This window comes from Streptomyces sp. NPDC056161 (assembly GCF_042268025.1).
Classification (GTDB): Bacteria; Actinomycetota; Actinomycetes; order Streptomycetales; family Streptomycetaceae; genus Streptomyces.
In genome coordinates this window covers 74,995-97,072 of record NZ_JBHJUV010000039.1, presented here as the reverse complement: position 1 = coordinate 97,072, position 22,078 = coordinate 74,995, and the positions used below count along the sequence as shown (strand labels likewise).

Annotated in this window: 15 protein-coding genes; 4 read left to right on the top strand and 11 right to left on the bottom strand. The window is 70.4% G+C overall.

Translation table 11 applies throughout. From position 1 onward, the window contains the following. Positions 1-48: 48 nt before the first annotated feature. A complete protein-coding gene (locus ACFC09_RS30900; RefSeq protein ID WP_376533639.1) occupies positions 49-2,172 on the bottom strand; it encodes a type IIA DNA topoisomerase subunit B in 2,124 nt (707 codons plus the stop codon). Between the two features lie 443 nt (positions 2,173-2,615). On the opposite strand from ACFC09_RS30900, the gene ACFC09_RS30895 reads away from it, so the two are divergent. Continuing rightward, positions 2,616-2,846, top strand: coding sequence for a hypothetical protein (locus tag ACFC09_RS30895; RefSeq protein WP_079309265.1), 231 nt, complete (start codon positions 2,616-2,618; stop codon positions 2,844-2,846). A 120-nt stretch (positions 2,847-2,966) separates the two neighbouring features. Here the strand turns inward: ACFC09_RS30895 and ACFC09_RS30890 are convergent, their stop codons facing one another. The 7 genes from ACFC09_RS30890 to ACFC09_RS30860 form a co-directional block, all read right to left on the bottom strand. Further along, on the bottom strand, positions 2,967-3,830 hold the full coding sequence (locus tag ACFC09_RS30890; RefSeq protein WP_376533638.1) for a S1 family serine peptidase: 864 nt from the start codon (positions 3,828-3,830) through the stop codon (positions 2,967-2,969). A gap of 153 nt (positions 3,831-3,983) precedes the next feature. Further along, positions 3,984-5,525 carry an RNA polymerase sigma factor gene (locus ACFC09_RS30885; protein WP_376533637.1) on the bottom strand — a complete coding sequence of 514 codons (1,542 nt, stop codon included), beginning with the start codon at positions 5,523-5,525 and terminating at the stop codon, positions 3,984-3,986. Positions 5,526-5,982: 457 nt separating this feature from the next. Next, the gene (locus ACFC09_RS30880; RefSeq protein ID WP_376533636.1) at positions 5,983-6,870 is read right to left on the bottom strand and encodes a FadR/GntR family transcriptional regulator; all 888 of its coding nucleotides are present in this window, start codon (positions 6,868-6,870) and stop codon (positions 5,983-5,985) included. A 162-nt stretch (positions 6,871-7,032) separates the two neighbouring features. Continuing rightward, complete coding sequence (locus tag ACFC09_RS30875; protein WP_376533635.1) at positions 7,033-9,303, bottom strand: ATP-binding cassette domain-containing protein; 2,271 nt, start codon at positions 9,301-9,303, stop codon at positions 7,033-7,035. A 242-nt stretch (positions 9,304-9,545) separates the two neighbouring features. Beyond that, on the bottom strand, positions 9,546-10,304 hold the full coding sequence (locus ACFC09_RS30870) for an NUDIX domain-containing protein (RefSeq protein ID WP_376533634.1): 759 nt from the start codon (positions 10,302-10,304) through the stop codon (positions 9,546-9,548). A 132-nt stretch (positions 10,305-10,436) separates the two neighbouring features. After that, positions 10,437-12,566: a glycogen debranching N-terminal domain-containing protein gene (locus ACFC09_RS30865; protein ID WP_376533633.1), complete on the bottom strand. Its 2,130-nt coding sequence runs from the start codon at positions 12,564-12,566 to the stop codon at positions 10,437-10,439. A 498-nt stretch (positions 12,567-13,064) separates the two neighbouring features. Then, positions 13,065-14,714, bottom strand: coding sequence for a DUF4192 family protein (locus ACFC09_RS30860; RefSeq protein WP_376533632.1), 1,650 nt, complete (start codon positions 14,712-14,714; stop codon positions 13,065-13,067). 162 nt (positions 14,715-14,876) lie between these two features. Here ACFC09_RS30860 and ACFC09_RS30855 point away from each other — a divergent pair, with 162 nt between their 5' ends. Both ACFC09_RS30855 and ACFC09_RS30850 read left to right on the top strand, forming a co-directional pair. After that, entirely contained in the window at positions 14,877-17,042 is a 2,166-nt protein-coding gene (locus ACFC09_RS30855) for a RecQ family ATP-dependent DNA helicase (protein WP_376533631.1), read from the top strand. A 293-nt stretch (positions 17,043-17,335) separates the two neighbouring features. After that, entirely contained in the window at positions 17,336-17,956 is a 621-nt protein-coding gene (locus tag ACFC09_RS30850) for a hypothetical protein (protein WP_376533630.1), read from the top strand. 270 nt (positions 17,957-18,226) lie between these two features. On the opposite strand, the gene ACFC09_RS30845 is transcribed toward ACFC09_RS30850, so the two are convergent. From ACFC09_RS30845 to ACFC09_RS30835, 3 genes are all read right to left on the bottom strand, one after another. After that, a complete protein-coding gene (locus tag ACFC09_RS30845) occupies positions 18,227-18,859 on the bottom strand; it encodes a hypothetical protein (protein WP_376533629.1) in 633 nt (210 codons plus the stop codon). Positions 18,860-18,927: 68 nt separating this feature from the next. Next, complete coding sequence (locus ACFC09_RS30840) at positions 18,928-19,629, bottom strand: ribonuclease HII (protein WP_376533628.1); 702 nt, start codon at positions 19,627-19,629, stop codon at positions 18,928-18,930. Positions 19,630-19,711: 82 nt separating this feature from the next. Then, the gene (locus ACFC09_RS30835) at positions 19,712-20,335 is read right to left on the bottom strand and encodes a TetR/AcrR family transcriptional regulator (protein WP_376533627.1); all 624 of its coding nucleotides are present in this window, start codon (positions 20,333-20,335) and stop codon (positions 19,712-19,714) included. Between the two features lie 188 nt (positions 20,336-20,523). Here ACFC09_RS30835 and ACFC09_RS30830 point away from each other — a divergent pair, with 188 nt between their 5' ends. Beyond that, a complete protein-coding gene (locus ACFC09_RS30830) occupies positions 20,524-22,071 on the top strand; it encodes an MFS transporter (protein ID WP_376533626.1) in 1,548 nt (515 codons plus the stop codon). Positions 22,072-22,078 lie beyond the last annotated feature (7 nt).

Sequence of the window (22,078 nt, the reverse complement as noted above, 5' to 3'; positions counted from 1 at the left end):
GCCCCTGGGGCCGCAGCCAGCCCGCTGCCACGCTTCGCAGCCGGTCGGCTACGCGTCGATCCGCGAGCGGTCCAGCGTCGCCGCCGAGCTGGAGATGAACTCCTTGCGGGGAGCGACGTCGTTGCCCATCAGCAGATCGAAGACCTGCTCGGCGGAGTCCAGGTCGGACAGGTTGATCCGGCGCAGGGTGCGGTGGCGCGGGTCCATCGTCGTCTCCGCCAGCTGGTCGGCGTCCATCTCGCCCAGACCCTTGTAGCGCTGGATGGAGTCCTTGTACCGGACACCCTTGGTCTGGAATTCCATGATCTTGTCGCGCAGCTCACGGTCCGAATACGTGTAGACGTACTTGTCCTGGCCCTTCTTCGGCTGGACGAGCTCGATGCGGTGCAGCGGCGGCACCGCGGCGAACACCCGGCCGGCCTCGACCATGGGACGCATGTAGCGCTGGAACAGAGTGAGCAGCAGGCAGCGGATGTGGGAGCCGTCGACGTCGGCGTCCGTCATCATGATGATCTTGCCATACCGCGCCGCGTCGAGGTCGAACGTCCGCCCCGAGCCCGCTCCTATGACCTGGATGATCGCGCCGCACTCGGCGTTCTTCAGCATGTCGGTCACGGACGACTTCTGGACGTTGAGGATCTTTCCGCGGATCGGCAGCAGAGCCTGGAACTCGGAGTTCCGGGCGAGCTTCGCCGTGCCGAGCGCGGAGTCTCCCTCGACGATGAACAGCTCGCTGCGCTCGACGTCGTCGCTGCGGCAGTCGGCGAGCTTGGCGGGCAGGGACGAGGACTCCAGGGCCGTCTTGCGACGCTGCGCGTCCTTGTGCTGGCGGGCCGCGATGCGCGTACGGGCCGCGGCGACCGCCTTCTCCAGGACCACCCGCGCCTGTGCCGCGGCATCCCGCTTCGTGGAGGTCAAAAACGCCCTGAGCTCCTTGGAGATCACGGTGTTCACGATGCGGCGGGCCGCGGACGTCCCGAGGACCTCCTTGGTCTGGCCCTCGAACTGGGGCTCGGCCAGGCGCACGGTGACGACTGCGGTGAGCCCTTCCAAGGCGTCGTCCTTGACGATGTCGTCCTCGGCGACGCGCAGGAGCTTCTTGGCCCGCAGCACCTCGTTCATCGTCTTGGTGACGGCCTGCTCGAAGCCGGCGACGTGGGTACCGCCCTTGGGGGTGGCGATGATGTTGACGAAGGACCTCAGGGTCGTGTCATAGCCGGTACCCCAGCGCATCGCGACGTCCACACCCAGTTCCCGGGTGACCTCCGTAGGCGTCATCTGGCCGTGCTCGTCGAGGACCGGAACAGTCTCCTTGAAGATGCCCTGGCCCGAAAAGCGGAGGACGTCGCAGACCGGCTTGTCCGTGGCCAGGTACTCGCAGAACTCACTGATACCGCCGTCGAAGCGGAAGGACTCCTCACCCTTGCTGCCGCCCTCGCCGAGACCGAATTCGTCGCGTACGACGATGGTCAGGCCGGGTACGAGGAACGCGGTCTGGCGGGCGCGCTGGTGCAGCGTCTCCAGGGCGAGCTTGGCGTCCTTGAGGAAGATCTGGCGGTCGGCCCAGTACCGCACGCGCGTGCCGTTGCGGGTCTTGGGGATCTTCTTGGTCTTGCGCAGGCCGCTCTTGGCCTCGAACTTGGCGCTGGGGCCCCCCGCCGCGAAGGCGCCCGGGACACCGCGCCGGAAGCTGATGGCGTGGGTGTGGCCACCGCGGTCCACCTCGACGTCGAGGCGGGCGGACAGCGCGTTGACCACGGAGGCGCCCACGCCGTGCAGACCGCCCGAGGCCGCGTACGAGCCGCCGCCGAACTTGCCACCGGCGTGCAGCTTGGTCATGACGACCTCGACGCCGGACAGGCCGGTCTTGGGCTCGACGTCCACGGGGATGCCACGGCCGTTGTCCCGCACCTCCACGGAACCGTCGTCGTGGAGGATCACCTCGATGTGGTCACAGTAGCCGCCGAGGGCCTCGTCCACGGCGTTGTCGATGATCTCCCACAGGCAGTGCATCAGCCCGCGGCTGTCGGTAGAACCGATGTACATGCCCGGACGCTTGCGCACGGCCTCAAGACCCTCAAGGACGAGCAGGTGCCGCGCGGTGTAGTTGGAGCCGTCCAAGTCTGCTCCTGCCAGCAGCGCAGTGGACGGCACGGACGTATCGGCGGTCACGCGGTTCGCTCCTCGCTGAATTTCAGGTGGGGCCCTTCTGGGTAAGGGCGCGGCTTCGGTCGCCGCCAAGAGGGTACCGAGGCCAGGTAGAGCCGTTGTAACGCCACCCTCGTCTGAACTCAGACTAGTCGAGGGTCGCATGGGTGTTCGATCCCCCCATGGAGTGAAGTACATATCACGTTCCCTTCGAGGCATGAACCATTTAGGCTCCGGGCACGTCCTCTTGCACAACCGGCAAGCCAGCCGGGGGGACCGAAACCCGATAAACAGCGCGAACCCGTAAGACACATAGACACGTAATACGGCACATTCGCCGCCAGACCGGCAGCAGACAGCCGCCCCGGAAAGATTTTTTTCGAGGAGAAGCCACGAGCGGGAACGTTTTCGGGCTGGTTGGATGTTGACCCTGGTACGACAGCTCGTCGAGCTAGAGAAGAGGCGACGTGACTACTGTTCTGACCCCCGCGAGCCCGTTGACGGCCGCCGATCGCTGCGACCGCTGCGGCGCCCAGGCATACCTGCGCGTCGTCCTGCTGAGCGGCGGCGAACTGCTCTTCTGCGCCCATCACGGCCGCAAGTTCGAGCCGGAACTCAAGAAGATCGCCGCTGAGATACAGGACGAGACGGAGCGGCTGACGACCGTTCCGGCATCCGCCTCCGAAGAAGAGCGCTGACACCTCGCGCAGCCACGACGAGCCAGTCTCGGCACAAGCCGGTGAACGGGCGGCCGCTCCGCCAGGAGCGGCCGCCCGTCGTCGTGGCCACCCGTACCCCGGGCGGCCGGTCCGAGGCCGTCAGACGCCCGTGTGCGGCGTTCGCGCGGCATGGACGGTACCCGCGTCCAGCGCCCTGACGACTTCGGAGACGCGGGTGTACACACCGGGGCTCCCCGCCCGCCCGCAGCCGCTCCCCCATGACACGAGTCCGATGAGCCGCCCTTCGGCGACCAGCGGCCCTCCGCTGTCGCCCTGGCAGGCGTCCGGGCCACCCCTGGCCTCTCCCGCGCACAGCATGGTGTCGGCGCGATACGTTCCGTCGATCCCGCCTGGGTACGCGTGCGCGCACTGGGCGTCGGGCAGCACGCGCACGCGTGCGCCATGCAACCGCCGCGGATAGTTCCCGGCGCCGGTCAGATCACCCCACCCATACACGGTGGCGCCCGTGCCCGGCGCGTAGGCCCGGTCGCCCGCCGGCGCCATGTCGACGACGTCGCTCCGCGGCAGCGAGGTGGCGAGGGTGAGCACGGCGAAGTCACCGACGTTGTTGTCCGCGTCGTAGCCCGGATTGATCCGGATCTCGCGTACGGCGATCTCCTCGCCCTGGGTCGACAGCAGGTCCGTACGGCCCGCGATGACCTTGAGGTCGTGCGCCTGGCTCGGCAGCGTTCCCAGGACCTCCTCGGTCATGCAGTGGGCCGCGGTCAGCACGGTGGTCCTGCTGATCACCACGCCACCGCAGAACTGCCCGGCCCGCGTACCCCCGAACCGGTCACGGCTCGCCAGCGCGACCGTCCAGGGACTCTGTGAGACGTCAGCGGGGAAGCCGCCGACGACAACGCCGTCCGCCACCGCGGGGGCGGCGCCGGCCAGCGGTATGGCGGTCGCGGTGGCCGCCAGGACCAGCGGCCGGATCAGTGCTCGCGCGATGGGGCGACGCATGCACGCTCCTCACTCTGAGTGCCTTTGGGACACCCAGAGTCATGCAGGGCGCGTCGACCCGCAGCACGAAGACCCGGCTCCCCGTGTGGGAAGACCGGGCCTTCGCCGCCGTCGTTCGTGACCGGCCGAGGCGGTCGGGACGGGCGTCGGTGACTAGTCGAGATAGTCGCGCAGCACCTGCGAACGCGAGGGGTGACGCAGCTTCGACATCGTCTTGGACTCGATCTGACGGATGCGCTCGCGCGTCACGCCGTACACCTTGCCGATCTCGTCGAGGGTCTTCGGCTGCCCGTCGGTGAGACCGAAGCGCATCGAGACGACGCCCGCCTCGCGCTCGGACAGGGTGTCGAGGACGGAGTGCAGCTGCTCCTGCAAAAGCGTGAAGCTGACTGCGTCGGCCGGGACGACGGCCTCGGAGTCCTCGATGAGGTCACCGAACTCGCTGTCGCCGTCCTCGCCCAGCGGGGTGTGCAGCGAGATGGGCTCACGGCCGTACTTCTGGACCTCGATGACCTTCTCCGGGGTCATGTCGAGTTCCTTGGCCAGTTCCTCCGGGGTGGGCTCGCGGCCCAGGTCCTGGAGCATCTGACGCTGCACGCGCGCGAGCTTGTTGATGACCTCGACCATGTGCACCGGGATACGGATGGTGCGTGCCTGGTCGGCCATGGCGCGGGTGATGGCCTGGCGGATCCACCACGTGGCGTACGTGGAGAACTTGTAACCCTTGGTGTAGTCGAACTTCTCGACCGCACGGATCAGGCCGAGGTTGCCCTCCTGGATGAGGTCCAGGAACAGCATGCCGCGGCCGGTGTAGCGCTTGGCCAGGGAGACCACCAGACGGAGGTTGGCCTCCAGGAGGTGGTTCTTGGCGCGGCGGCCGTCCTCGGCGATGATCTCCAGTTCGCGCTTGAGCTTGGGAGCGAGTTTGTCGGCGTTGGCCAGCTTGTCCTCGGCGAACAGACCCGCCTCGATGCGCTTGGCCAGTTCGACCTCCTGCTCGGCGTTGAGCAGGGGGACCTTGCCGATCTGCTTGAGGTAGTCCTTGACCGGGTCGGCAGTGGCACCGGCGGCGGCGACCTGCTGCGCGGGAGCGTCGTCCTCGTCCTCGTCGGACAGCACGAAGCCCGCGTTCTCGGCGCCCTCCGGCTCCTCGGTGCCCTTGGTCTCTTCGAGCACCTCTTCTTCGAGCAGCTCGACGTCGTCCTTCTTGGCGGTGGTCTTCTTGGCCGCCGTCTTCTTGGTCACGGCCTTCTTCGCGACGGCCTTCTTGGCGGTCGTCTTCTTGGCTGCGGCCTTCTTGGCAGGCGCGACTTCCCCGGCAGGCTCGACAGCGACGGACTCGGCCGGCACGACCGGGGCAGCCGTGGCGGCGGTGGCCTTCCTGGTGGTCACCGTCTTCGCCGCGACCGTCTTGGTGGCGGTGCGCTTGACCGGACTCTTCGCTGCGACGCTCTTTCGGGTGCGCTTGGGCTCCGCGGCACTGACCATCAGCGTCACACCCTCTTCCTCGAGGATCTGGTTGAGGCTGCGCAGTACGTTCTTCCACTGAGTGGCCGGAATCTGGTCAGCTTCGAAGGCCCGACGCACATCGTCGCCGGCGATCTGCCCCTCAGCCTTTCCCCGCTCGATGAGCGCCATGACAGAGATGGATTCGGCGATCTCCGACGGGAGCGTACGGGATGTGCTGGCCGACACGAACAACCTCTCGGAACGTTGGAAAACGGCTTCCGGCCCCGTCCATGACGGACAGGAACCGACCACCGGCCTGGGGATGGGCCGACGGCACGGGCGGATGCCGGGAAGATTCACAGCGCCGTTCATGGCGTCCGTATTCCCTCCACGACTGTCACCTCTTAGGTCATCGCACTGATCCCCCGAGCGTTACGCCCAATCTTCGTGGCCCGAGTCACACCCCGTAAGCACTTAAAAACGGTCAGACACGGGCAGAGGGGGTCGGCGGGTGTGCCGGTCGGGGCCGCTCCGCCCGGCGGGCCGCGTCGCCGTACGGCCCAACCTCACCGAAGACCGCCGGGCCCCGCCGGACCCCTCCGGGCAGGGAGGGACCCGGTGAGGTCCGGCGACGGACGGTTCCCTGGCCCGGCGCCGCCGCCAGGGGGCGGTGCGCTCCGTCCGCGGCGCCCGCGGTCCGCGGTCAGTGCTCGCGCGGCGCGGGCACCACACGCTCCACCTCGGGGTGGACGGTCAGCAGTTGACGCATCGCCGCCTCGGCCGCGGCGGCGTCGCCGGTGCCGAGCGCGTCGACGATTCGCGCGTGCTGGGCCAGGGCGGCATCGTTGGGCCGGTCACAGCCGGTGACCGGCCCGCCCGAGACCTGGAGCGCGGCCGACACGATGCCCGACAGGTGCTCCAGCATGCGGTTGCCCGCGATCTGGATGAGCAGCGTGTGGAACTCGGCGTCGGCACGGGAGAAGGTGAGCGCGTCACCCTGCCCCATGGCGTGGCTCATGATCTCGACCATGTCGGAGAGGCGCTGCTGGACGTCCTCGCGCCCGTGCCCCGCGGCGAGACGCGCGGCGAGCGGTTCGATCGTCCAGCGCAGTTCGCTCAGCTCGCGGCGTTGGTCGTCGCGCTGCGGCCCGAACGCGCGCCACTCGATGATGTCCGGGTCAAGGAGGTTCCAGTCGCTGACGGGGCGAACCCGGGTTCCGACGTTCGGGCGGGCACTCACCAGGCCCTTGGCCTCCAGGACGCGGAGGGACTCACGGACGACGGTACGGGACACCTCGAAGCGCTGGCCGATCTCCTCGGGGACGAGCGGGCGGTCCGCTCCCAGGTCGCCCGAGACGATCATCTGTCCCAACTGCTGGACGAGTTGGCCGTGCAGGCCGCGTCCGCGGCTGCCCGCGGCACGTCGTCCCACCCGGCCGAGTTCGGGGTCCGCGCCGTCCCAGGCGGGCGTTCCGACCCGGTCGGCGGCTGGGCCCTCGGCGTAGGGGTAGCGGTCGAGTTCGCCCGGGCCGACCAGACCTGAGTCGGTGGAGCGGGCGGCGGTCATCATGGTGTGCGCAAGGGTACTCACGGATCCTTTGTCGGCGCTGTCTCCAACTCCCTTGAGGTCTTTGGTGAAAAGCACACGAAAGGGTGATCGCTCACCCCGTCGCAATTGACGCCTTATCGGAAAGAAATGGGCGCGCTCCGGGGAGTTGTGCACACGCTGGGATCGGAAGCGCGCGGACGGTCGTCATCTGACCCTGCTGCGCAGGGTCGCGAGCAGATACGCACAGAGCAGAGCGGTCAGGGACAACGTCAGGGCGCCGCCCACAGGTTGGACGAGCACCCGGGCCGCAGCGGCCAGGTACCGCTCTCCCCCGAAGGGCCACTGGAGCAGCAGGACCTCCCGCATCCGGACCGGAAAGTCCGCCGCGGTCCGCACGGTCGGGCCTGCCAGCGCCTTCTGTACGAGGGGGACGACCACGACCGGTACGGCGAGCACCGCTGCGAGCCCTGCCGTGGTGGACCGGAAGATGCCCGCCGCCAGCACTCCGGCCCAGGCGCACCCGATCACGAGTCCGAACCAACTCGCACCCAGCGAGAGCCAGTCGGCGGGAACTTCCGCCAGTTCCCGTCCGTAGACGACGTAGAGCACTTCGGCGTCGCAGCCCACGGTGAGGAAGCCCAGCGCCAGCGCCGTGGCCCCGGAGACGAGCAGTTTCGCGGTGAGCAGCCCCAGTCGGCGGGGCACGGAGCCGCGGTCCGCCGCCAGGGCGGGGTGGCGGAACTCGTCCCCGAAGGCCAGCGCACCGAGCAGTCCCGCGCCGAGCGCCGCGGGCGGCAGCGGCACCTCCCGCGGCCATGCCGCGAACAGCCGTGCCTGCGGCGTGTGGCCGATACGGGCGAGCAGGACGGCCATGAGCGCGGACAGCGCGAGCACGGCACCGCAGGTGAGGAAGCCCGTGCCGATCCCGGTGGCGCGGCGCAACTCGTAGCGGAGGGGGCGGAGGGGGCTGGGGGCGGGGCGGACGGAGATCGGGGGCGGCAGGGTGGACAGGGCATCGGCGGTGAGCGACCCGTCCGGCGAGGGCGAGGAGTCCGCGTGGGCCCGTGTGCCGGGAATACCGGGCAGGTCCGGCGTCGAGGAGTCGGCGGCGCGGAGGGATGCGGTGTGCGCCGCGTCGGGGGCCTGCGCGGCGAGCGGGGGTGTGGGCCCGGTCCCAGGCGTTCCCGGCACCTCGGCCGTGCGTACGGCCGGTTTCACGCCGCTCAGCAGGCGGCCGTCGGGGTCCAGGTGACCGTCGGCGTTGATCCGCGCGTCCTCAGCGACGGGAAAGGCGGGCAGGTCCCGGGACATCACGACCGATGGCACTCTCGCGGGTAGCGGCTCGTCGGCGGGGGCTGGCTCCGTCTCCGGAGCCGCTTCGTGGCCGGCCCACGGTCGCTCCAGGACGGACCCGCCGTAGCCCGGTTGCAACCGGACATCCTCCGGGTCCGGATTCGCCGGGCTTCGACCCTGCTCGTCTCCCGGCGGACCGTCCTCGGACTGCGGCCCGCCGGGCCGCTCATCCGTCGCCAGCGGCACGCCCGGTTCCCCAGACAGGACGGCCGGGCGTTCCCCGTCCGCCGTTCGGGTTCCGGCACCGGGCCCCATGTCGCCCACCTCGTCCGCGAGTTGATGGACGAGGATGCCGTGGCGGAAGGCGGCGTCACCGATGTCGGCGGTCGAGCTGCCGTACACGGAGAGGCGGTTGCCCTCCTCGTGAACGACCTCGACCGAGCGTCGGTCGGTACGGGCCTCCTTGACGAGCAGGGCCGCGAGGCGGGCGGCGTGCGGGGTGCGGACCACGACCCTGGGTCGCAGCCGCGTGCGGGCGAACTCCATGGCCTCCTGGTCGGCGACGAGCCTGCCGTGGTCCAGGGTGACGACCCGGTCCGCGTTGCGTGCCGCCTCCTTGGGCTCGGCGGTGCTGAACAGCACGGTGCCGCCCTGGGCCGCGTGCGCCCGGAGCATGTCGTGCAGCCAACGGGCTTCGCGGGCCGACAGTCCGTCCGCGGGGGCGTCCAGTACCAGGGTGTGCGGGTCCGGCAGCAGGGCGCAGGCCAGACCGAGCCGGCGGTCCATACCGCGGGAAAGCGTGCCCAGACGTTCTTCCCGCAGACTGACCAGGCCGACGACTTCGAGAACCTCGTCGGCGCGCCGGGCCGGAACCCCGGCGGCGGCGCAGAGCATGCGCAGATGCCCGCGCACCGAGCGGGCCGGATGTCCGGGTACGTCACCGAGGAGGACACCCACCTCGCGCGACGGATGGGAGATCTGGTGCAACGGACGCCCTCTGAAGTGGGTGATCCCGCGGCCGTGTTGGAGTTCGAGCATGAGTCTGAGTGCCGTTGTCTTGCCCGCCCGCGGCGCACCCAGAAGTGCCGTGACACGGCCCGCGTGCGCCTCGAAGGAGACGTCGTTGACGGCGGGCGGGTGCGCCTTGCGGGGGTTGCTGGTCAGTCCGAAGGCCTGGATCACCTGCAGCAAGATAGCGCGCCGAGTCCGGTTTTCCGGGTATCACCCTGTCTGCCCCTCGGTGGGGCTATTTCCTGTCGGGCATTACGCGGGGTTTCCACTCGGTGACCGTTCCCGGTCCGGACCGGGCGAGGGGCCGCGCGTCGCCGACAGCGCGGACGGATCGCAGGCGCAGCCTCGCCGATGAGTCCCCAGGTCGGCTTCCCACCGGTCGGCAAACGACCCCCGCCGGCCGGGATGTGGTGTCACACCTCGGGGCGCAGCATCGGAGGGTTGAGCAAAGTGGCACCGCCGGCCCGGAAAAGCTGGGCGGGGCGGCCGCCCTGGCGTGTGGTCGTCCCGCCGGTGGGGACGAGGAAACCGGGGGTCCCGGTCACCTTGCGGTGGAAGTTGCGCGGGTCGAGCGCCACTCCCCATACCGCCTCGTAGACACGCCGCAGCTCGCCGACGGTGAACTCGGGCGTGCAGAACGCGGTCGCCAGGGAGGAGTACTCGATCTTGGACCGGGCTCGCTCCACGCCGTCGGCCAGGATCTGGGCATGGTCGAAGGCGAGCGGTGCCGGCGGCTCGATGTCGCGGCCGTAGCCGGCCTGCTGGAGCAGTTCCTCCACGGGTGCCCAGCGTGCGTTGCTCGCGTCGCCGCCCGCCCGGGGCGCGGGCAGGTCGGGGGCGAGCGCCAGGTGGGCGACGCTGACCACACGCATCCGTGGATCCCGCCCGGGATCGCCATAGGTCGCCAGCTGCTCCAGATGGGCGCCGTTGTCCTGAACGGGGGCGGACGGGTCGTGCACGCACAGTCCCGTCTCCTCGGCCAGCTCACGCGCCGCGGCCCGCGCAAGATCCTCGTCGATCCGTACGAAGCCGCCGGGCAGCGCCCACCGCCCCTGGAACGGCGCCTCGCCCCTGCGCACCGCCAGCGCACACAGGGAGTGGCGGCGCACGGTCAGCACGACCAGATCCACGGTGACGGCGAAGGGCGGAAAGGCTGACGGGTCGTAGGGCATGCGGCGATCATAGTCGTCTGCCTGACGATAAACACTCCCTTCGCCGGCCGCTTCGATGGCTGATCCACTGGGGTCCGGTGAGGACCCACGAAGGTCTTCGAACTTCTTTCACCCGAAAGGCGTCGTGCGAGGTCACGCTCCCAGTTGCAAGCCGTCCGCGGCCTCCTCGACCATGGCGAGCCCGTGTCGGCTGATCCGCAGGGAGAAGGGCGCGCCCGCCACCCTCAGCCCGGTCAGGACGATCTCTCCCAGGGGGACGCTCTGCACCGGCCGAAGGACGATCGTCCGGGCGGGAACGTCGGGGCGGATACCCGCGAGCGCCGACAGGAGCAGCACGCCGGAGGCCGCCGCCGTGGCCGCGGGCCGACAGGCCGCAGGGTGGGGCACGGGGGCACTCCCCTCGGTGCGCTGCTCCCCGGCGTACATCTCGGGCAGTCGGTACCCGAAGTGCTCGGCGGCCGCCAGCAGGCCCCTCAGCACTCCGTTCGCCTCCGTCTCGTGGCCCGCGGCGGCCAGGCCGACGACGGCGAGCGCGGTCTCGTGGACGCGCACCGCCCCGGTCCGATGGCCGAAAGGGTTGTGTCCCGGCTCGTCGGCGGCCAGCCCTCGCAGCCCCCAGCCCGAGTCCATGGTCTGGCTGGTGAACAGCCGGGCCAGCTGCGCGGTCTGCGCGCTGTCGAGCAGGCCGGGTGCCGGCTCACCCGCACCGAGCAGGCCGGTGTCGAGGAGATGGGCCGCGGCGGAGCCCAGGTGCGGCAGGGGGCGCCCGTCCTCGGCACGGGCGATCACCGGGCGGCCACCGCCGCGGTCCTCGGCCCAGAAATCCTTTCGGAACGCCGTCCGCAGGTCCTGAGCCCACTGCCGCAGCCAGGCACCACCGGGCCTGTCGTACGCGTCCAGCAGGTCGGCCCCGAGCAGCGCCGCCCGGTGGGCGTGTGCCTGAGTCTCGCAACGGGCGGGCCCCATGGGCTGCGGGTCGCGGAGGTAGGTGCCGTCGCCCACGGTGTGACGCAGCCAGGTCAGGCAGCGCTCGGCCGCAGGCAGCAGTTCCCCCGTCTCCCGTTCCGTCAGCCCCCAACGGCGGGCCTCCGCGAGCAATGCGGGGAACAGCAGCGTCGCCTCGGTTCCGGTGCAGCCCGGTGGCAGGAGGGCGCCCGCGTCGCGCAGTGGCCCGGGGATGAGGCCGGCCCGCGGCCCCGGGCCCGGCAGTTGGGTCCGGGCCAATGCCCGCAGTGTGCCCGCGGCGAGGCGAGTGCCGAGGGGAAGCGTCATCCGGGCGGCGGCCAGCGCCTCGGCCGGGGCCGGACCGCAGCGCCAGGGCACACCCGCCGCGAGGCAGATGTCGGTGGGGTGCGCCGGGTCCCGTACCAGCAGTGCCTGCAGATCCTCGATGCTCGTCCGCAGCAGAGCGCCGGTCCCGGGGAAATCGCCCAGCGCGCGGGCGTGCGCCAACGGGCTCGCCGACGCATGGCCCACGGCCCGGAGCGGCCCCGAGCCGTCCGGCCGTACCCGCAGTTCCACGCTCGCCGTCCCGCCCGGTGGCAGGTCGATCTCCCAGCGAAGCAACTCCGCGGAGGCCAGGGCGTCGGCGGGGGGCGGGTTCGCCGTGACCGATGAGCTCCCCGTCGCGCAGGTCCAGCGGAGGCCGGAGTCGTGGACACTCGCCGGAAGTTCGGCACCCACCGCACCGGAGGCGATCGCGCTGAGCTCCGCGAGATCGGTACCGAGGGCCACCTCGACCGGCAGGCGCAGTGGACGACGGGCCGCGCTGCGCAGGGTGATCCGCTCGGTGCCGTCCGCGTACCGGACGCGCTCGACCAGGACGTCCGGATCCGGACCGGCGGCCGAACTGGAACACAGCGTGCCCAAGAACCGCACGCGGTCGGCCCCGGTCATCGCGGCCTGCACCGCCAGCGGTTCGCGTCCGGCGATCCGGAGCCGGCATCGGGACAGCAGTCTCCGGCCCGCGCGGTAGAAGCCCTCCAGGCCCCGTCCGGTCAGCTGAGCCTGTTCGGTCGAGATGGCGAGGCCCGGCAGCGCCACGCAGATCAGGGCCGTATGGGTGGGTGGCAGGTCGGTCGAACGGCGAGGTGGGGACAAGGGCCAAGGTGCCGGGCCGCCCCGCGACGGTGTGCCGGGGACACCGCGGGCCTGGGTCGTGGATCCGCTCGGCTGTCGGTTCCACGGCGGCGGTCGATCGAGGGCTTGGCCCGTCGGCGGGGTGTGCTGCCGGTGGGTCTGTCCCCGCGGTGCGGACGTCATGGGTCTGGGCGGTGCGGGCGCCGCGGGTCTGGGCAGTGCGGGTCGGTTGTCGGCGGTGGGCGGTGTGGGCTGATGCATCGGGCGCCTTCTTCTGCGCGCTGTGCGCCTCGGACGTGCACGGCGCCGGAGGGAGGGCGCCGGAGGGGCGAAGGAACTGAGACGGAGCGGCCTGTCCGGCCGATCCGCCACTCAGGTGAACGGAACGGGGCGGCTCGGGGTCACGCCTCACCTCGGTGTCGCCGACCGGGCTCGGGCTGGGCAACCGCTCCTGTCCGGCCTCGCCGCCCGTACACTTCCGGCCGATCGGCACCGGACCGTGGTTCGGCTGCCGGTCCCGGTGGCGGGTCAGCAAGTGTTTTCGACGGCCAGGCAGCAATCCACTCGGCCGGCGGAACGGCCGGCGGACCAGGCCGCCGACCCGATGGAGATTCCGGCCGGAGATTCGCAGCCGGTCCAGGACCGCCTCGCGCCATCGGCCACGGCACCACCGGCGGACCCTCACGAGTCCCCCTCGGGGCCGTCGCTCGTGGACCGCGTCCCTCCAGTGGACGCGGGACCTCGTCGCCCGTCGCTCCTGCCCGCCGCGCGTGTATGCGGGCCTCCCGGGGCCGGGACGCCGGGGCGGGTGGAGCCCCCGGCCCGGGGCGGGTGTGAGGAGGCGGCCACCGGGCGCCGGGCCTTCGCCCGTACCGGACGGACATCGTCGTCGGCGCCGCCCCGGATGCGCACCCGGCGCCGACGGCGTGGGCTCGACTCCTCGGGGCCTTGACTATCGGAGCCCTGGCTGGAGGACGTCTTCCGGTCTGTCTGATCACATCGATCGGGCTGATCAGCATGGCCGGTCCGACTGGTCCGGTCTGCCTGATCGGTCTGCCCAGGCTGATCAGCCTGATCAGCCTGATCGACGCTATTCACCCGATCCGTCCCCGTCGGCGCTTCGGTGGCTTCGGTGGCTTCGGTGTGCGCCGTCTCGTCGCGTCCCGCGCGCAGACAGCGACGGATCGCCTCCGGGTCCAGGCCCTCGTTGCATGCCTGGTGCAGGAGGCGGGCGAACAGGTAGTCCGGATCGGCCCCGAGAGCCATTGCCAGTGCTTCCCTGGCTTCCAGGTCGTCGCCGGTGGACCAGGCGACCCAGCCCGCGAGGGTGAGCGGTGCTGCCGCGTGTTCTCCGTATGGTCCGACGCATCGACGGGCCAGGGCACGCCACAGACGCAGGGCCGGCGCGGCCTCGTCCCCCTCCATCCACGCGGCGGCGCGGTCCCTGGTCGTACGGTCCTGAAGGCCGAGGATCAGCCGTGCCGCTTCGTCATGGGTGAGCAGGTCGTCGTCACGCAGATCCGCGGGGACCATGCCGGACACCGGGGTGACCGCCGCGAACCGGCCGAGGGCGTGTTCGGCGAGCACGAGTGTTTCCTGCGCCACCTCCGCCCGGGCCGTGTCGTCGAGGATCCGGGGTACGAGAGCCATGCCCGCCGTGTCCAGGGCGGTCTCCTGTGCCAGTGCGGCGGACGTCTCCCAGGGCAGCAGCCGGGCCCGTAGCTCACGCAGCGTGCCGCGTACGTGCAGACCGGCGTAGGTCGCGGCGGCGGCCAGCACGGAGGTTCCCGGCAAGCCCATCGGGGAGCCGTCGTCCGGACAGCAGACCTTGCTCGGGCAGCAGTATGACCAGAATCGGCCGTCCGAGATGCACAGTGCCTCGATGACGGGCACGTCCAGAGCACCGCATTCCGTGCGGAGCAGTTGGGCGAGCGGTTGCAGGCGCAGCATGACCTCGCGGCCCGACTCACCCTTCGCCGGTTCCTGGCAGACGTAGGCGACGATCTGTTCGGGGCGGGCTCCTCGGCGTTCGCCTCCGGTCACCAGGCCCTGTGCCAGCTGCCGGGCGGCTGCTCCCCAGTCGTCCCTGTTCGCCGGGATGCCGAGCCTTGCCCGGCCGCCGAACCTGCCGCGTCCGTCCCGGTCGTGGAGGGCTACCAGCACGATGCTGTCCTCAGGGCGGTAGCCGAGCAGATACGGCAGGGCGTCGGCCAGTTCGGCCGGGGTGCGCAAGGTGACCTGGGTGTCGTGGCCGGCGCGACCGTCGAGTGCTTTCCGCGCCGTGAAGTCGCTGTTTTCGGCAGGTCCAGTCGGTTCGCTGTGATTCGTCATGCGCAGACGATCTCGCGGATCATGAGATTCCGTTTGAGCCTGTGGATAAGTCCGAGCAGGAACACGACAATCCGGCGGAACGCCCGCTCCTTTCGCCCACGGGCCGCCCTCTCTGTCCACAGGGTCGCCCGGTTGTCGGCGCCGTCCTGTTGTATGGAACGCATGGAGCACACGAGCAACACGGATCTCCGTGCGCAGGCCGACGCCGTCCTCGCCCGGCTGGTCGGGGACACCACGGGCGCGGCACGGCTGCGCGAGGACCAGTGGCGGGCGATCGAGGCACTGGTCGCCGACCACCGCAGAGCCCTGGTCGTCCAACGCACGGGATGGGGCAAGTCCGCGGTCTATTTCGTGGCGACCTCACTGCTGCGGGCCCAGGGCAGCGGTCCCACCGTGATCGTCTCGCCGCTCCTCGCGCTGATGCGCAACCAGGTGGAGGCCGCGGCGCGCGCCGGAATCCGCGCCCGGACCATCAACTCCTCGAACACCGAGGAGTGGGACGGCATCCAGGCGGAGATCGCGTCGGGCGACGTCGATGTCCTGCTGGTCAGTCCGGAACGCCTCAACAACCCGGACTTCCGCGACCAGGTCCTGCCCAAACTGGCCGCCGCGACAGGACTGCTCGTCGTGGACGAGGCCCACTGCATCTCCGACTGGGGCCATGACTTCCGGCCCGACTACCGGCGACTGCGCACCATGCTCAGCGGCCTCCCGCCGGCTGTGCCCGTGCTGGCCACCACCGCCACGGCCAACGCCCGCGTGACCGCCGATGTCGCGGAGCAGTTGGGCACCGGAGGCTCGTCGGACGCGCTGGTGCTGCGCGGCCCCCTGGACCGGGACAGCCTGAGCCTGGGCGTGCTCCGGCTGCCGGACGCCGCGCACCGCATGGCCTGGCTCGCCGACCACCTCGACGACCTACCGGGTTCGGGCATCGTCTACACGCTGACCGTGGCCGCCGCCGAGGAGGTCACCGCCTTTCTGCGGCAGCGCGGTCACGCCGTCGCCTCCTACACAGGGAAGACGGAGAACGCCGAGCGGCAGCAAGCCGAGGAGGATCTGCTCGCCAACCGCGTCAAAGCGCTGGTCGCGACCTCCGCGCTCGGCATGGGCTTCGACAAACCCGACCTCGGGTTTGTGGTGCACCTCGGCTCGCCCTCCTCCCCCATCGCCTACTACCAGCAGGTGGGCCGCGCAGGCCGCGGCGTGGCGCACGCCGAGGTGCTTCTCCTGCCGGGGCGGGAGGACGAGGCGATCTGGGAGTACTTCGCCTCGCTGGCCTTCCCGCCGGAGGAACTGGTGCGCCGCACGCTCGCCGTCCTCGCCGAGGCGGACCGCGCGATGTCGCTGCCCGCCCTGGAGCCCCTGGTGGAGCTGCGGCGCTCGCGCCTGGAGACCATGCTGAAGGTCCTCGACGTGGACGGGGCGGTCAAGCGGGTCAGGGGCGGCTGGATCGCCACCGGGCAGCCGTGGACCTACGAAACCGAGCGGTACGACTGGGTGTCCCGCCAGCGGAAGGCGGAGCAGCAGGCCATGCGCGAGTACGTCGCCGCCACGGGCTGCCGGATGGAGTTCCTGCAGCGGCAACTGGACGATGAGGGAGCGAAACCGTGCGGACGCTGTGACAACTGCGCGGGGGCCCGGTTCTCGGCGGACACCTCCGGGACCGCGCTGGACGCCGCGCGCATCGATCTGGGGCGCGCGGGCGTCGAGGTCGAGCCCAGGCGCATGTGGCCGACGGGGCTGCCGGCCATCGGCATCGATCTCAAGGGGCGGATCCCTGCCGGGGAACAGGCGGCGCCGGGGCGCGCGTTGGGGCGTCTGTCGGACATCGGCTGGGGCAATAGGTTGCGGCCGATGCTCGCGCCGGGGGCAGCGGACGCGCCCGTGCAGGACGATGTGGCGAGAGCCGTGGTGGAGGTGCTGGCCGACTGGGCGAAGGGCCCCGGCGGCTGGGCCCCGGGTGCCTCCGACGCGCAGCCGCGGCCGGTCGGCGTGGTCACCCTGGCCTCCCGCACCCGGCCGAAGCTGATCCACTCCCTGGGCGCACGGATCGCGGAGATCGGCCGCTTGCCGCTGCTGGGATCACTGGAGTACGTCGGGGAGGCCCCGCGGCTGTCGCGCAGCAACAGCGCGCAGCGTCTGCACGCCCTGGACGGCGTGCTGGCGGTGCCTCCCGCCCTGGCGTCCGCGCTTGCGCCGGCGAGCGGTCCCGTCCTGCTCGTGGACGACTACACAGAGACCGGCTGGACCCTTGCGGTCGCGGCCCGCTCGCTCAGAAAGGCGGGAGCACAGGGAGTACTGCCGCTGGTCCTGGCCGTCCAGAACTGATCGCCCGCCGTGTCGCACCGCATGCCGGCGCTCCCGGTCCCCCGGCGCCCGAAAAAACTCGTACTCGCACACCCCACGAGTCGCCGGAGGGCGCTCTGGGTAGGGATATAAGCCACAGACCGCTGGATAACGGTCGGTGGCCCCAATTGCTCGTTGCCGCATCCCAGTTCGACAGGAAGAATTGAAGTCCGCTCCCCGCACGGCTCGTCCGTGTTCCGGTTGGGCTTGCTGCGGTGCGCACCCCCTGAATCCGACCTCGCCCGCAGTGTGGGCGCGTAGCCGAAGGGAGGAACGTGACCTTCGGATTCGCTCCGTCCTCGGCGGCACCGTTGTCCACATCCACGTCCGCTGCTTCCGCCAGCCGTCTGCTCGAACCCGCCGAGTGGGCCGCCGCGGGGATCCCGCTGCTGCGCAACCCCCGCGAGGTCGTGAGCGGGCTGCACACCCGGCACCGGCCCAAGGCCATGACCGCGGTCGTCGGCGTGCTGGACCCTGAGGAAAGGCTGCTGGCAAGCGCCTCGTTCACCCGCCGCCCGGCCCCTGCGGACGGCTGGATGTTCCGCAATGTCCTGCTGGCCCAGTTGCGCCGGGTCATTCCGCACGACCTGCGGCGCCGCACGCCCGTACGCACCGCGGTACTGCTCTACTGCCGTGAGGGCGATGCACGTTGGACGGAGGAGGACGGCGCCTGGATGTGGGGACTGCGTGACGCCTGCACTCTCCATGGGCTGCGGTGCGGCGCGTACATCACGCTGACCCACGACGGCTGGCAGGTACTGAGGGAGGGCCGCGGCGGACGCCGCCCGAATATGGACTCGGCGCCGGAACCTTTCGCCACCGCGGACGCCCCTCCCCCGTCGCCCCGCACCGGTGGCGCCGTCTCTGAGGTAATGCGCCGCGCGGCGGCCCGCTGAGCGGTATCGTCCTCAAACCCGGGTTCCCGGCTCGCCTCGGCGTCCTCGGGACTGTCCCACCCCGGCGCCTACCCGTCCGACCGACGCCCACGAGGTCCGCGGTGGAGCGGTACCCCCGGACCACCGCAGATCATCGCGCGAGTGCCGCCGTGACGCGCCTGGGGGAATGGCGGCCACCGGTTTCCGGGCATGCCAAAAGCAGCACCGTGCGTGTGCCGCCACAACGGCCCATCAGCCGTCCCGGACGTCCGGCAGAGATCCGGACGCGGCTCAGACGACCGTGCCCAGCACCGAGTTGATCTGCTGCGGGTCACCACAGCAGATCAGCAGGGCACCGGCCCGGGCGTGGGCCAGCGGGAGGGCGGTGGCGGCAGCGGTGGCGGGGCCACCGTTGACCGCGACCACGACCACCGGACGGGACGCGGCACGGGAGGCGACGGCGGCGTCCGCATAGAAGACGTCGTCGCCCGCATCATGCTGCGCCCAGTAGGAGGCGTCGCCGAAGGACAGTTCATGCTCGGCCCACGGGTGCGGCCGACCGGTGGTGATCACCAGCACGTCACCGGGGGCACGACCCGACTCAAGGAGCATGTCCAGCGCCTCGTCGGCGGCGTCCAGTGCTCCCTCGGCGGAGGCTGGGATCAACTGGATCTGCGGACTCGCCACGGGGGCGTCGGAAGCGGCCGGCCCCGAAGGGAGCGGCTTGGCGGGGGCTACGTCACGCGGCGTACGTTGCACCGGCGGCGCGGGCCGGACAGGGCCTGGGCGACCGGGGCGGGACGGAGCCGCGGGGCGGGGGCCGGGTACGGGACGGGGGGTCGGCGCGTTGCGGCCGCTGGCCGGCGTGGCGCGGGGACCCTGGGCACTCTCGTGAATCTGAGGCTCCTCGGGAATGAGAGGCATGAGCTGATATTTATCAAACGTTGGTACGGCTCGCGTGACCGGGTGGCACAACAGTGCGAGTGGGATCGTCAGAAATCGAAGCCGAGCTGACCCTCGATCTCCGGAACGCTTCCATCCGCCCAACTGCGGACCTTCTTGAGATGCCGCCACTGGGGCAGCGCATCAAGATACGCCCACGACAACCGATGGTGCGGGGTGGGGCCCCGCTCCTCCAGTGCGGCCTTGTGCACGGGAGACGGATACCCGGCGTTGTCCGCAAAACCGAAGTCTGCATGGTCGATACCCAGTTCGGCCATCATTTTGTCGCGCTGGACCTTGGCGATCACCGAGGCCGCCGCCACGGCCACGCAGGAGCGGTCACCCTTGATCACCGTACGTACCCTCCAGGGTGCGCCCAGGTAGTCATGTTTCCCGTCCAGGATCACCGCGTCGGGACGGATGGGAAGCGCCCCCAGCGCGCGCACAGCCGCGAGCCGCAGCGCCGCCGTCATCCCGAGTTCGTCGATCTCCTCCGGTGAGGAGTGTCCGAGAGCATAGGACGTCACCCACGTCCGTAGCACCTCGGCCATCTCGGTGCGCCGCCTGATGGTGAGCAGCTTGGAGTCGGTGAGACCGTCGGGGGGCCGACGAAGGCCGGTGACGGCCGCACAGACGGTGACGGGTCCGGCCCAAGCGCCGCGCCCTACCTCGTCGACACCGGCAATGACCTTCGCTCCGGTCGTGGCGCGGAGGGAGCGCTCGACGGTGTGAGTAGGCGGTTCGTACGGCATGGCGCCCTTAGCGTACGCCGCTCGGATCCCCGCGCGACACCCCGGCCCGCCCCTCCGGCCGGAACGCCGACTCGCCTCGACGTCAGACCCCGTTCGGCCGGAGCAAGGGCAGCATCAGCAGGTCGATCATCTCTTCGATGTCCGGGTCCTCCCATTCGCTGGCGCACATCTTGTTGCGATACATCATCATCGCCGGGATGACGTCGTAGACGTAGCCGTTCGCCGCGCCGGGGTGCACCTCGCCCCGCTCGATTCCCCGGCCGACGACCTTGGCCAGCAGCTTGATCATCGGTTCCACGACGCCTTCGACGATCACGGCATGGAAGCGCTCGGCCTGTATCGAGTCGCATTCGTGAATCACCGCGCGGAGTGCGAAACCCGGACGGGAGAACATCGCCTGCCGGGCCTGACGGCACAGGGCCAGCAGGTCCTCGCGCACACTCCCGAGGTCGGGAGCCTCCTCGATACTCGGCAGACCGCTCCGCAGCGCGTCCGCGACAAGGTCCTCCTTCGACGGCCAGCGGCGATAGACCGCGGCCTTGCCGGTCTGGGCACCGGCCGCGACTCCCTCCATCGTGAGGCCGTTCCAGCCGACGGTGCTGAGCTGCTCCAGCGCGGCGTCGAGGATCGCACGTTCGAGTACGGCGCCACGCCGACGGAGGGTGGCCGTCTGAGCGGGGGCGGCCGTCTCGCGCGAGGTAACCATCTGGGTTTCTCCAGCAAGCAAGGGGAGTTGGGGATTCCGATACAGGGCGGACGTTACGCGGCAGCAACGGGGGACGCCGGTGCGCGATGAAGAGTTAAGTGAACGCTTGCGTTCCCTGTTGGGGACTCACTACCGTTGGCGCGACAGTGAACGCGATCGTTCACTAATGCCTTCGTGGGGGACCCATAGTGACAACCTCTCAGCTCATTCAGGACGACATACCAGGAGCAACCGGCCGGAAGGGGCATTCCGGTATCGCGCTCACCGTCATCGCGGCCTGCCAACTCATGGTGGTCCTCGACGCGACGATTGTGAACATCGCGCTCCCGCACATTCAAGACACACTCAAGTTCAGCACCACCGACCTCACCTGGGTGGTCAGCGCCTACACGCTCACCTTCGGCGGCCTGCTGCTGCTCGGAGCGCGAGCCGGTGACATACTCGGCCGCCGTCGGGCGTTCATGGCCGGAATCCTGCTGTTCACCTTCGCCTCGCTGCTCGGTGGTCTCGCCCAGGAACCCTGGCAACTGCTCGCCGCGCGCGCACTGCAGGGCGTGGGCGGCGCCATCGCCTCGCCCACCTCGCTGGCCCTGATCACCACCACGTTCCGCGAGGGGCCGGAACGCAACCGGGCGTTCGGCGTCTTCGCCGCCGTGTCCGCCGGTGGAGGTGCCATCGGTCTGCTCGCCGGCGGCATGCTCACCGACTGGCTCGACTGGCGCTGGGTCCTCTTCGTCAACGTGCCGATCGGCCTTCTGATCGTCTCGCTCACACCTTGGTTCATCAACGAGTCCGAACGCCACCCCGGACGATTCGACATCGCCGGCGCGCTGACGTCGACCCTGGGCATGGCTTCTCTCGTGTACGGCTTCATCCGGGCCTCGGAGGACGGCTGGCGCGACGGTCTGACCCTCGCGTCGTTCGGCGCGGCCGTGGTTCTGCTGCTGGCCTTCGTCTTCACCGAGATGCGGGCCAAGGAACCGATCACCCCGCTGAAGATGTTCGCCGACCGCAACCGCTCCGGCACCTATGTGATCATGCTGAGCCTGGCCGCGGCGATGTTCGGGATGTTCTTCTACATCGTGCTGTTCGTGCAGAACGTGCTGGGCTACAGCCCGATCAAGGCCGGGCTGGCCTTCCTCCCCGTGACGGTCGCCATCGCCGTCGGGGCCGGTCTGTCGCAGCGGTTCCTTCCCTCGCTCGGCCCCAAGCCGTTCATGATCACGGGCTCGGCGTTCGTGGTCGTCGGGCTCGTCTGGCAGAGCTTCATCAGCCCCGACAGCTCCTACCTCAGTGGAGTGCTGGGCCCGCTGGTGATCTTCGGCTTCGGCATGGGTCTGAACTTCGTGACGGTGACGGTCACGGCCGTCTCCGGCGTCGCCCAGCACGAAGCGGGCGCCGCGTCCGGGCTGCTCAATGCCACACAGCAGGTGGGCGGTTCGCTCGGCCTGTCCATCCTCACCACGGTCTTCGGCTCGGCCAGCAAGGACGAGGCGACGAAGCAACTGCCGAAATTCCTCGCCGACGGCTCGCCTGCACAGAAGGCCGAATTCGCCAAGACACAGCAACTTCCGGCGCCTTGGGGCCACGAGGTGCTCGCGCAGGGCATCTCGACCGCCTTCGTACCCGCGGCCGCGATGGCCGTACTCGCCCTGGCCACCGCCTGGCTGGTGATCAAGGTCCGTAAGAGCGACCTCGAAGCCCTCTCCGGAGCCGCCGGCCCAGGGATCGGCTGAGGCGGAA

What these genes read in the sequence shown, in the direction of transcription:
- ACFC09_RS30840 (WP_376533628.1), bottom strand. Translation starts at nt 19,629, where the DNA reads ATGCCGTACGAACCGCCTACTCACACCGTCGAGCGCTCCCTCCGCGCC.
- ACFC09_RS30870 (WP_376533634.1), bottom strand. Translation starts at nt 10,304, where the DNA reads ATGCCCTACGACCCGTCAGCCTTTCCGCCCTTCGCCGTCACCGTGGAT.
- ACFC09_RS30855 (WP_376533631.1), top strand. Translation starts at nt 14,877, where the DNA reads ATGGAGCACACGAGCAACACGGATCTCCGTGCGCAGGCCGACGCCGTC.
- ACFC09_RS30860 (WP_376533632.1), bottom strand. Translation starts at nt 14,714, where the DNA reads ATGACGAATCACAGCGAACCGACTGGACCTGCCGAAAACAGCGACTTC.
- ACFC09_RS30835 (WP_376533627.1), bottom strand. Translation starts at nt 20,335, where the DNA reads ATGGTTACCTCGCGCGAGACGGCCGCCCCCGCTCAGACGGCCACCCTC.
- ACFC09_RS30865 (WP_376533633.1), bottom strand. Translation starts at nt 12,566, where the DNA reads ATGACGTCCGCACCGCGGGGACAGACCCACCGGCAGCACACCCCGCCG.
- ACFC09_RS30845 (WP_376533629.1), bottom strand. Translation starts at nt 18,859, where the DNA reads ATGCCTCTCATTCCCGAGGAGCCTCAGATTCACGAGAGTGCCCAGGGT.
- ACFC09_RS30890 (WP_376533638.1), bottom strand. Translation starts at nt 3,830, where the DNA reads ATGCGTCGCCCCATCGCGCGAGCACTGATCCGGCCGCTGGTCCTGGCG.